General features: G+C 36.6%; 8 protein-coding genes and 1 pseudogene. All 9 read left to right on the top strand.

Annotated elements, in window-relative coordinates; genetic code table 11:
* Positions 1 to 68 precede the first annotated feature (68 nt).
* The 9 genes and pseudogenes from ACUL40_RS11760 to ftsA all read left to right on the top strand — a co-directional run bounded on the left by ACUL40_RS11760 (position 69) and on the right by ftsA (position 12,068).
* The gene (locus ACUL40_RS11760; protein WP_445422645.1) at positions 69 to 1,985 is read left to right on the top strand and encodes a stage V sporulation protein D; all 1,917 of its coding nucleotides are present in this window, start codon (positions 69 to 71) and stop codon (positions 1,983 to 1,985) included.
* Between the two features lie 184 nt (positions 1,986 to 2,169).
* A complete protein-coding gene (gene murE, locus ACUL40_RS11755; protein WP_000766313.1) occupies positions 2,170 to 3,645 on the top strand; it encodes a UDP-N-acetylmuramoyl-L-alanyl-D-glutamate--2,6-diaminopimelate ligase in 1,476 nt (491 codons plus the stop codon).
* 22 nt (positions 3,646 to 3,667) lie between these two features.
* Complete coding sequence (gene mraY, locus ACUL40_RS11750) at positions 3,668 to 4,642, top strand: phospho-N-acetylmuramoyl-pentapeptide-transferase (RefSeq protein ID WP_000893060.1); 975 nt, start codon at positions 3,668 to 3,670, stop codon at positions 4,640 to 4,642.
* Positions 4,643 to 5,995 carry a UDP-N-acetylmuramoyl-L-alanine--D-glutamate ligase gene (gene murD, locus ACUL40_RS11745; RefSeq protein WP_445422644.1) on the top strand — a complete coding sequence of 451 codons (1,353 nt, stop codon included), beginning with the start codon at positions 4,643 to 4,645 and terminating at the stop codon, positions 5,993 to 5,995.
* Positions 5,996 to 6,085: 90 nt separating this feature from the next.
* A complete protein-coding gene (spoVE, locus tag ACUL40_RS11740; protein WP_000753520.1) occupies positions 6,086 to 7,177 on the top strand; it encodes a stage V sporulation protein E in 1,092 nt (363 codons plus the stop codon).
* Positions 7,178 to 7,280: 103 nt separating this feature from the next.
* Entirely contained in the window at positions 7,281 to 8,375 is a 1,095-nt protein-coding gene (gene murG / locus ACUL40_RS11735) for an undecaprenyldiphospho-muramoylpentapeptide beta-N-acetylglucosaminyltransferase (RefSeq protein ID WP_011110342.1), read from the top strand.
* 212 nt (positions 8,376 to 8,587) lie between these two features.
* Positions 8,588 to 9,493, top strand: coding sequence for a UDP-N-acetylmuramate dehydrogenase (gene murB / locus ACUL40_RS11730; protein WP_000437018.1), 906 nt, complete (start codon positions 8,588 to 8,590; stop codon positions 9,491 to 9,493).
* Positions 9,494 to 9,591: 98 nt separating this feature from the next.
* A pseudogene (gene divIB, locus ACUL40_RS11725) lies at positions 9,592 to 10,356 on the top strand (cell division protein DivIB); the annotation flags it as partial.
* 404 nt (positions 10,357 to 10,760) lie between these two features.
* Entirely contained in the window at positions 10,761 to 12,068 is a 1,308-nt protein-coding gene (ftsA, locus tag ACUL40_RS11720; protein WP_001087558.1) for a cell division protein FtsA, read from the top strand.
* The last annotated feature ends 13 nt before the right edge of the window (positions 12,069 to 12,081 follow it).

The following is a 12,081-nucleotide window of genomic DNA, read 5'->3' as shown; positions in this document are numbered from 1 at the left end:
TAAGTTCTAATTAAATAAGTACAAGCATATATTGGAACAAGCTAGGCGTAAGGGAGGCTTGTTCCGATATGCGTGTATCAAATGTAACAGTTAGAAAACGACTTATTTTTATACTTATATCAGGTATACTTATTTTCACTATTATCGATATTCGTCTTGGATATGTGCAATTTTTTCTTGGGAATATGTTAACGGATCGTGCGAAAGATTCATGGAGTCGTAATATTACTTTTGAACCCGAACGTGGGAAAATTTTAGACCGAAATGGTGTGGAACTTGCCACGAATAAAAGTGCTCCAACTGTCTTTGTTGTACCGAGGCAAATTGAAAAAACAGCAGAGACTGCAGAGAAGTTAGCTGCAGTATTAGGTGTGGAAAAAGATGAGATTTATAAAAGGATTACAAAAAAAGAATCGATTGTAAGGTTAGATAAAGGCGGAAGGAAAATATCACATGACAAAGCGAAAGAAGTACGAGGATTAAGTTTGAAGGGCGTGTATATCGCAGAGGATTCTATCCGGTACTATCCATTTGGAAACTTTTTATCACATGTATTAGGTTTTGCAGGTAGCGATAACCAAGGTCTTATGGGACTAGAAAAATATTATGATAAAGAGCTAAATGGGGACAAAGGTCATGTGCGTTTTTTTGCAGATGCGAAAGGACAAAGGATGCCTAATGTTGGTGATGATTTCAAAAAGCCAGAAGCTGGTTTAAATTTAGGATTAACAATCGATGCGCGTATTACAAGGATTATGGAAAGAGAAATGAATATTGCGGAGTCAACTTATAATCCTGACGGTATGATTGCGATTGCAATGAATCCTAAAAATGGTGAAATTTTAGGTATGTCTAGTCGACCGAGTTTTGACCCAGCGGATTTTCAAAGTGTCTCTCCAGAAGTGTATAACAGAAATCTACCTGTATGGAGTACGTATGAGCCTGGTTCAACATTTAAGATCATTACATTAGCTGCAGCATTGAATGAAAATTTAGTAGACTTAGAGAAGGATACGTTTTATGATGATGGAGCAGCTGAAGTAGGTGGAGCTAGATTGAAATGCTGGAAAGCAGGAGGTCATGGCAGTCAAACGTTTTTAGAAGTCGTTCAAAACTCATGTAACCCGGGATTTATTGAACTTGGTGATCGCCTTGGTAAAGACCGATTATTTAAATACATTCGTAATTTTGGTTTTGGGCAGAAGACTGGAATTGACTTGCAAGGTGAAGGCAGTGGGATTTTATTTAATTTAGATAAAGTTGGTCCAGTAGAGCAAGCAACAACTTCATTCGGCCAAGGGGTTTCTGTTACACCGATTCAACAAGTAGCAGCTGTAGCGGCGGCTGTAAATGGTGGAACATTGTATCAGCCGTATATAGCTAAGGAGTTTATTGATCCGAAAAATAATCAAGTTGTTAGTAAAAAGACACCTGTTGAGAAAAGAAAAGTTATTTCCAAGGAAACTTCAGAAAAAGTTCGTTATGCATTAGAGAATGTTGTAGCGAAAGGTTCTGGTAAAGGTGCTTATATTGATGGATATCGTGTAGGTGGAAAAACGGGTACTGCTCAAAAGGTGAAAGATGGTAAATATTTAGAGAATAATTATATAGTATCTTTTATCGGATTTGCTCCAGCGGATGATCCAGAGATTGTTGTGTATGTTGCTGTTGATAATCCAAAAGGGGTTACACAGTTTGGTGGAGTGGTAGCAGCTCCGATTGTCGGGAATATCCTTCGAGATGCGCTTCCTGTTATGGGAGTGAAACCGAGAAAAGAACAAGTTGAGAAAGAATATAAATGGGGCGATACACCAACTGTGGAAGTTCCGAATTTAATTGGAATGAAAAAGAAAGACTTACAAACACAACTCGTCGATTTGAAGCTTGATATAAGTGGAGATGGAGAGAAAGTAATTAAACAATCACCAGAAGCGGGAGCTAAAGTAAAAGAAGGCTCAAAAATTAGAATTTACTTCGGGAATTAAAGGTAACATAGTACGTTTTATGGTACAATTGGTGGAAGTGAGTTCTTTATAGAACAGTTACTTAATTTGAGACAGTAAGTGTCTCATTCATAAATAGGTCAGTAGCACTTACCTCCTTATATAGGAGGTAATGTGTTGCTTACTGAAAAAAGATAAATAAACAATGTAGAGAGGGTTTAGTGAAATGAAGTTGCATACACTTGTATCATGTTTGCATGATTTTCCAGTTGTTCCAAAAGAAAATCCAGAAATCACATCTATAGAAGCTGATTCACGTAAAGTGAAAGAGGGAAGCTTATTTGTATGTATGAAAGGATATACGGTTGATAGCCATGATTTTGCTAAGCAAGCAGCGGCACAAGGAGCGGCTGCTATTGTTGCGGAAAGACCAATTGATGTTGACGTTCCAGTTGTACTTGTGAAAAATACTTTTCGTTCGTTAGCGGTTTTAGCTGATTATTTTTATGGTCAACCGACACACAAGTTACATTTAATCGGAATTACAGGTACAAATGGAAAGACAACAACATCGCATATTATGGATGAGATTATGCGAGCACATGGTCATAAAACAGGGCTAATTGGAACGATTAATATGAAAATCGGTGATGAAACATTTGAGGTGAAAAATACAACACCAGATGCACTAACACTTCAACAGACGTTTTCAAAAATGGTTGAACAAGGTGTGGACAGCACGGTAATGGAAGTTTCGTCACATGCGTTAGATCTTGGTCGTGTACACGGATGTGATTACGATGTAGCGGTGTTTACGAATTTAACCCAAGATCATTTAGACTATCATAAAACGATGGAAGAATATAAACATGCAAAAGGGTTACTATTTGCACAGCTTGGCAATAGTTATAATCATAATCGTGAAAAGTACGCTGTGCTCAATAGCGATGATAATGTAACAGAAGAGTATATGAGAAGTACTGCAGCAACAGTTGTAACATATGGTATTGATACAACAAGTGATATTATGGCAAAAAATATCGTTATGACGAGTGGCGGGACTACATTTACGCTTGTCACACCATATGAAAGTGTAAATGTTACGATGAAATTAATAGGTAAATTTAATGTATATAATGTACTTGCAGCAACAGCAGCAGGACTTGTTTCGGGTGTGAAATTAGAAACAATCATTGCTGTTATAAAGGATTTAGCTGGGGTTCCAGGACGTTTTGAAGTTGTTGATGGAGGGCAAAATTATACAGTTATTGTTGATTACGCACATACGCCAGATAGTTTAGAAAATGTATTAAAAACTGCAAAACAATTTGCAAAAGGTGATGTGTATTGTATCGTTGGTTGTGGTGGCGATAGGGACCGAACGAAGAGACCGATAATGGCAAGTGTTGCAACAAAATATGCAACTCATGCAATTTATACATCAGATAATCCAAGAAGTGAAGATCCAGCGGCTATTTTAGATGATATGGTACATGGTGCAAGCGGGAAAAATTATGAAATGATCATTGATAGAAAAGAAGCAATACACCATGCAATCGCTAAAGCGAAAGCAGATGATATCATTATTATTGCTGGTAAGGGTCATGAAACGTATCAAATTATTGGTAAAGAAGTTCATCATTTCGATGATCGTGAAGTTGCTAAAGAAGCAATTACAGGGCGTTTAAACAACGAAGAGTAACAACGTGAGAGGAGGACTACATGTGCTTGAGCAAGGTTTATTAGTAACGGCTGGGGTAGCATTCTTAATTTCTGTTGCCCTTTCGCCATTGTTTATTCCATTTTTAAGAAAATTAAAGTTCGGACAGAGTATTCGTGATGAGGGACCAAAGTCACATCAAAAAAAATCAGGGACACCGACAATGGGTGGTATCGTCATATACGTATCTATGATGGTAACTTCACTTATTATGGCGATTAAGTTTAATTATTTAGGTGCAGAGGTTTCGTTATTACTATTAGTGACGTTTGGTTACGGATTGATTGGATTTTTAGATGACTACATAAAGGTAGTTAAGAAGAGAAATCTTGGTTTAACATCAAAGCAAAAATTAGTAGGTCAGCTTGTTATTGCTATTGCATTCTTTTTAATTGGAAAAGGGCAAGCGTTCCACACATACATCATGATTCCGGGAACGGATGTTAAGTTTGAATTAGGTTGGGCGTATTTCGTACTTGTACTATTTATGCTTATTGGTGGATCAAATGCAGTTAACTTAACTGACGGTTTAGATGGTTTATTATCAGGAACAGCTGCTATTGCATTTGGAGCATTTAGTATTATTGCTGTGGCACAAGAGCAATTTGGAGTAGCGATATTCTGTATGGCAGTTGTAGGAGCTGTACTTGGATTTTTAGTATTCAATGCGAATCCAGCAAAAGTGTTTATGGGAGATACAGGTTCATTAGCTTTAGGTGGAGCCATTGCAGCTGTAGCGATTTTATTAAAACAAGAATTGCTACTTGTAATTATTGGCGGAGTATTCGTAATGGAAACTTTATCGGTTATCATTCAGGTCATTTCATTTAAAACAACAGGAAAACGTGTCTTTAAAATGAGTCCATTACACCATCACTATGAATTATGTGGTTGGTCAGAGTGGCGTGTTGTTGTGACGTTTTGGTCTGCAGGATTTTTATTAGCTGTGTTAGGAATTTATATCGGGGTGTGGATGTAATTGAAAACTGTAACTGAATTTCAAAATAAGAATATTCTTGTATTGGGCATTGCAAAAAGTGGTTATGCAGCAGCTACATTGTTACAAAAGTTAGGGGCAAATGTTATTGTAAATGACGGAAAGCCTTTAGCAGAGAATGTACTTGCTGCAGAATTACAAGCAAAAGGAATGGACGTTGTATGCGGTGGTCATCCTTTAGAATTATTAGAGAGAAATATTTCTCTTGTAGTAAAAAATCCAGGAATCCCGTATTCTAATCCAATATTAGTTGCTGCGAAAGAAAAGCAAATTCCGATTGTTACGGAAGTTGAATTAGCATATCGTATTTCAGAAGCACCATTTGTTGGGATTACGGGGTCTAACGGTAAAACGACGACGACAATGCTGACATTTGAAATGCTAAAAGAAGGACAAAAGCATCCTGTAATTGCAGGGAACATTGGAACTGTAGCGTGTGAAGTAGCACAGGATGCAAAAGAAAATGAAGTTGTAGTTACAGAACTTTCATCGTTTCAATTGATGGGAGTAGAATTGTTCCAACCTAAAATTGCTGCGTTGTTAAATTTATTTGAGGCCCACTTAGACTATCATGGGACGAAGAAAGAATATGGTTTAGCAAAAGCAAATATTTTTAAAAACCAAACAGAAAATGATTATAGTGTAATAAATGCGGATGATGCAGATGTGATGGCTTTGTCTGCGTATTCTAAAGGTCAAAAAATCCTGTTTTCGACAACGAAAGAAATTGAAGATGGTGCGTGTATAAAAGATAACGCTCTTTATTTCAAAGGTGAAAAAGTTATTGAAGTAAGCGATATCGTTTTACCTGGTCAACATAATCTAGAAAATATTTTAGCTGCGATGAGTATTGCGAAATTATTAGGTACTTCTAATGAAGCAATTACGGTCGTGTTAAAACGTTTTACGGGTGTAAAACATCGTTTAGAATATGTAACAACGATTAACAACCGTAAGTTTTATAATGATTCAAAAGCAACGAATATGTTAGCGACTGAGAAAGCACTATCTGCGTTTACACAACCGATTGTGTTACTAGCAGGTGGGCTTGATCGCGGAAATGAATTCGATGATTTAATTCCGTATTTCAAAAATGTAAAAGCGATTGTAACATTTGGACAAACAGCTCCTAAACTAGTAAGAGCGGCAGAAAAAGCGGGATTAGATATAATTGAAAGTGTCGATACTTTAGATGAAGCAGTGGTGAAAGCTTATGCTCATTCTAAAGATGGTGATGTCGTTCTTCTTTCTCCAGCGTGTGCAAGCTGGGATCAATTTAAAACATTTGAAGAAAGAGGAGACATTTTTATACAAGCTGTGCATAAACTTATATAAAGTAAATCAAAACATCAGTAGGCTAACACCTACTGATGTTTTGTTACATAGGGCAAAAGGTTCTGCCTAAAGAGGTGGTGTTTGTGGGTAATGAAGAAAACGCCTGATTTTATTCTCATCATCGTAACACTTTCATTGTTGACAATCGGAATGATTATGGTTTATAGTGCGAGTGCAGTTTGGGCCTCTTATAAAATGGGGGACTCATTCTTTTTTGCAAAAAGACAATTACTGTTTGCGGGTCTTGGTGTAGTAGCTATGTTTTTTATTATGAAAATTGATTATTGGGTGTGGCGTACGTATTCAAAAGTGATTTTGCTAGTTTGCTTCATTCTTCTTATTCTCGTTCTTATTCCTGGAGTAGGTCTTGTTCGAGGAGGAGCACGAAGTTGGATTGGAATCGGGGCATTTTCGATTCAGCCGTCAGAATTTATGAAGTTTGCGATGATTATTTTCTTGGCAAAGTTTTTAGCAGAACGGCAAAAATTGATTACATCTTTTAAACGTGGTTTATTACCGGCTCTTAGTTTTGTGTTTCTTGCTTTTGGGATGATTATGTTACAGCCAGACCTTGGGACAGGAACGGTAATGGTTGGGACATGTATCATTATGATATTCATTTCGGGAGCGAGAGTTTTTCACTTTGCAATGTTTGGTTTGATTGGTGTAGCAGGATTTGTAGGGTTAATTGCATCAGCACCGTATCGAATGAAACGCATTACATCATATTTAGATCCGTGGTCAGATCCGCTCGGGAGTGGATTTCAAATTATCCAATCATTACTTGCAATTGGACCTGGTGGATTATTTGGGCTTGGACTTGGACAAAGTAGACAAAAATTTCTTTATTTACCTGAACCACAAACTGACTTTATATTTGCGATCTTATCCGAGGAATTAGGTTTTATTGGTGGTTCATTTGTGTTATTATTATTTAGTCTATTATTATGGCGCGGGATTCGTATCGCATTAGGAGCGCCAGATTTATATGGTACGTTTTTAGCAGTAGGTATTGTGGCGATGATTGCGATTCAAGTAATGATTAATGTTGGTGTTGTAACAGGACTAATGCCTGTTACGGGTATTACCTTGCCGTTTTTAAGTTATGGTGGATCAAGTTTGACATTAATGTTAATGGCAGTAGGTGTATTATTAAATATAAGTCGCCATTCTCGCTACTAAACCCTGTTTATAAGACAGGGTTTTTCGTATGTGTGTAAAAATGCAATATGTATATAGAAATAAATATAATGGAAATAAGAAAAGAGAAGCGGAGGAGTTAGTAGTGCGTGTATTAGTGAGTGGTGGGGGTACTGGTGGTCATATTTATCCAGCTCTTGCTTTAATTAGAGAAATAAAAAAGTTAAATCCAGAAGCAAGATTTTTATATATTGGTACGGAAAATGGACTAGAGAGTACAATCGTTCCAAAAGCAGGTATACCATTTCAATCTATTGTTATAAGTGGATTTAAACGAAAAATATCATTAGATAATGTGAAAACAGTAATGCGTTTTCTAAAAGGTGTACAGGATAGTAAACGATATATTCGTCGTTTTAATCCGGATATCGTAATTGGAACGGGTGGATATGTATGTGGACCAGTTGTATACGCTGCAGCCAAATTAGGTATTCCAACTATTGTACATGAACAAAATAGTGTACCAGGTGTAACGAACAAGTTTTTAAGCCGTTATGTTGATAAAGTTGCTGTTTGTTTTGAAGCAGCTATAGAGCATTTTCCGGAGTCAAAAGTGGTAATGACAGGTAATCCACGAGCATCAGAGGTAATGGAACAAAATGGAATGAAGGGGAAACGTTCAGTTGGGCTTTCTCTTCCTAAAAAGTCTGTACTTATATTTGGTGGAAGTCGTGGGGCTAGACCGATTAACGATGCCTTCGTTGAAGCAATTGAACAGTTTGGGAACAAAAGCTACGAAATACTATATGTAACAGGTGAAGTACATTATGACAAAGTGATGGAAGCCGTGAAGCAAAAAGGGAACCCAAGCAATGTTATTATTAAGCCGTTCATTCATAATATGCCAGAGGTACTAACTGGTGTAGACCTTGTTGTTTCAAGGGCTGGGGCAACAACACTTGCAGAATTAACAGCGTTAGGAAAACCAAGTGTGTTAATACCGAGTCCGTATGTAACAAATAATCATCAGGAAAAGAATGCACGTTCAGTTGTTGATAAAGGAGCGGCAAAAATGTTACTTGAAAAAGATTTAACAGCTGAAACGCTTATTCGTGATATTGATGAGATTTTATTAGATACACAAACATTACAAAATATGAAGCTAGCTGCTAAGCAACTAGGTATTCCAGATGCAGCAAATAAGCTGTATGAAGTAATGAATAAACTTGTAAAAAAATAAAGTGAGGCTTTAATCAGTAGGGAGTGATTCTCTCTCTTTGATTATTACCTTTCACTAATCGGATGTTTACTGGTATCCTCATTTCGCCTAATTTCTTTGTTATCACCTAATTTTGATTTAGGAGCTGTACTGCCCGTAAATAGAGGGATAACGTTAGGTGAACGCCCTGCATATTATTGTCATAAGGAGACTTAATATGGGGGAGATTGTCTATGGAACAATTAGTAAATGAGCTTATAGAAGCAGACGTTGGCCGTGTTTTGGCTAACGAGCCGTTAGCACGTTATACAACTATGAAAATAGGTGGCCCAGCGGATATTTTAATTGTGCCAAAGCATGTAGCCGGTATTGAAAAAACATTACAGTTAGTAAAGCAATACAAAACGAAGTGGACTGTAATTGGTCGCGGTTCAAACCTTCTTGTATCTGATCAAGGCATAGAAGGTGTTGTTATTCGTTTAGGAGAAGGATTAGATCACTTAGAGGTCGAAAAACATAAGGTAAGAGTTGGTAGTGGATATCCTCTTATTAAATTGTCAACTTTACTTAGTCGTCAAGGGTTAGCTGGATTGGAGTTTGCAAGCGGTATTCCAGGAAGTGTCGGTGGTGCAGTATATATGAATGCAGGTGCACATAAATCGGATATATCGAGTGTATTATCGAAGGCTCTCATTCTGTTTGAAGACGGTGCAATTGACTGGTTAACGAATAAAGAACTGGAGTTTTCTTATCGGGCATCTGTATTGCAAACGAAACGTCCTGGTATTGTTTTAGAGGCGGTGTTTCAATTACAGGCGGGGAAACGTGAAGAAATTGTACGTAGCATGCAAAATAATAAAGATTACCGCCGTGAAACGCAACCATGGAATCACCCGTGTGCAGGAAGTGTATTTCGGAATCCAATCCCACATTTTGCAGGAGATTTAGTAGAAAAAGCAGGGCTTCGTGGCTATAGGATTGGTGGAGCTCAAATTTCTGAAATGCATGGCAATTTTATTGTTAATACTGGGGGAGCTTCAGCGCAAGATGTATTGTCTTTAATTGAATTAATAAAACATACAATTAAGGATAAATTTGATGTAGATATGCACACAGAAGTAGAAATCATTGGAAGATAACGGTTATTCGTTCCGCTCATTATCATTTATGTTATAATAAGAAGATAAGAACGGCATGAGGAACATGCCGTTCTTTATGTTACATAGGGGGATCGTACATGAATAATAGTAAAGTGATTAAACTACAAGATCGTGTACCAAAATTGAAAAATCAAAAGAAAAAAAACAAAAAAAATGTTAATCATCGATTGATTTTATACATATCAATTTTATTTTTATTAGTGCTCTTTTTAATTTATTTTCGGTCTCCGCTTAGTAATATAAAAAAGATTAGTGTGTTTGGAAATCACTATATGACGGATGAACAAGTAATGAAGGATTCAGGCGTGACATATGATACAAGTTATTTCCGAGTGACAGCACATAAAGCTGAAGAAAACTTAACGAAGCGAAAAGAAATTAAAGCAGTAAATGTAAAAAAACGTTTTCCAAACAATATTGATATTCATATCGAAGAATATTTAACGATTGGTTATATAAATAAAGAGGGAAAATTACAACCGTTATTAGAGAATGGAAAAACGCTTGATGTACTACCTAATGGAAAACTTCCTGTTGCAGCACCGATTTTCGAACCTTTTAAAGAAGAGAAAATGAAGGAGTTAATCGCTGAACTAGAAAAATTAACACCAGCTATTTTAAAATCTATTTCGGAGATTCGCTATTCACCAACGAATGCGAATGAAGATCATCTTACTTTATATATGAATGAAGGTTATGAAGTGAGCACTACAATTCAAAATTTCGCAAAACGTATGGAAGCCTATCCGCTTATTTTAAAAACAATTGAGCCAGGTAAGAAGGTATTAATTGACTTAGAAGTAGGTGCATATACGAAAGAATTAGGTGCGGAAGAAAAAAAGAATAGAATGGTAGTTTTCGTTACTTATAGCAGAAAAAACGAAACGAATGTTCTATTATGTGTATACGAATTTAGAAGAATGGTTCATTTGATGAAAAATATGTAAAAATTCTTAGATTCATACTAGTATTGGTACAAGTTTCACTTTTCTATGAGTACATCTTAGTGTAGACTTATACTTGGCGGTAAACTTTACACTCGAAATAGAATTATTTCAAGATAAGCAGTTATTCATAGTTTACTGCGATATTCTTAATTGAATGCTAAATAAAAATAAGAAAAATATAGGGTTAAAAAAGGGAAACGTATAAAGACGTTGAATATTTTTCTTATAAATAGTAAAGTTGCGATTGTTGTTCCATATATTGAGTTGTATGGTATAAATAAAGAAGGAGGTGCCAAAGAATGAACAGCAATGAAATATATGTTAGTCTTGACATCGGTACATCCAATGTTAAAGTCATCATTGGTGAAATGGTTAATGACAGCTTAAACATTATTGGTGTTGGAAATGTAAAATCAAATGGTTTAAAGAAGGGATCGATAGTTGATATAGACGAGACTGTTCGATCAATTAAAAAAGCAATTGAACAAGCTGAGCGCATGGTGGGGATCCACATTGAGCAAGTTGTAGTAGGTGTCAATGCAAACCAGGTACAGCTACTTCCTTGTCACGGAGTAGTCGCTGTTTCAAATGAAGATCGTGAAATCGGGAATGAAGATGTCTTACGCGTTCTAGATGCAGCACAAGTTGTGTCAATTGCTCCAGAACGTGAGTTTATTGATGTGGTACCTCGACAGTTCATCGTAGACGGTCTTGACGAGATTAACGATCCACGCGGGATGATCGGTGTAAGATTAGAAATGGAAGGTACACTTATTACAGGCTCGAGAACTTTACTACATAACCTACTTCGTTGTGTAGAAAAAGCAGGTCTTGAAATTGTTGATATTTGTCTTCAACCTTTAGCGGCTGCAACAGTTGCAATATCTTCAGATGAAAAAAATAGAGGAGTAGCCCTTGTTGATATGGGGGGAGGATCTACAACTTTATCTATTTTTAAAGATGGAGAGTTACAAGCGACAAGCGTATTACCATTAGGTGGAGACCATATAACGAAAGATATTGCGATTGGGTTGAAAACTTCAACAGAAAATGCAGATCAAATTAAGTTGAAATATGGACATGCTTTTTATGATACAGCATCTGAAGAAGAGATGTTTACGGTTCCTATTATGGGAAGTGATCAAACAGAACAATATTCTCAGTTGGAATTATCGGATATAATAGAGGCTCGTGTAGAGGAAATTTTAATGTTTGTTCAAGATGAAGTGCGTAAGTTAGGAGTAAAGCAAGTGGCTTCTGGTTATGTACTAACTGGCGGAATTGCTTCTATGCCAGGTGTTCTTGATCTTGCATATGATATTTTACATGAAAATGTTCGTGTAGCAACTCCTGATTATATTGGTGTGCGTGAGCCCCAATATACAAGTGGAGTTGGATTAATTAAACATTCTTATCAAAAAGCTAAATTACGTGGGAAAAATGTGCAGGAAAAGCAAGAGCATTTTGAACCAGTACCAGCACCAGCACCAACGCCGGTACAACAGCAACCCACGAAACAAAAAACTCGTAATCAAAACAATAATAATCAAAATGATGACCGCATGATGTCAAAAGTAAAACGTGTATTCCGTTATTTATGGGATTAAAATTGGACACGAA

The organism is Bacillus sp. KNSH39 (assembly GCF_052656585.1).
Note: the sequence above shows the minus strand (reverse complement) of the source record. Positions and strands in the feature narration are given on the sequence as shown.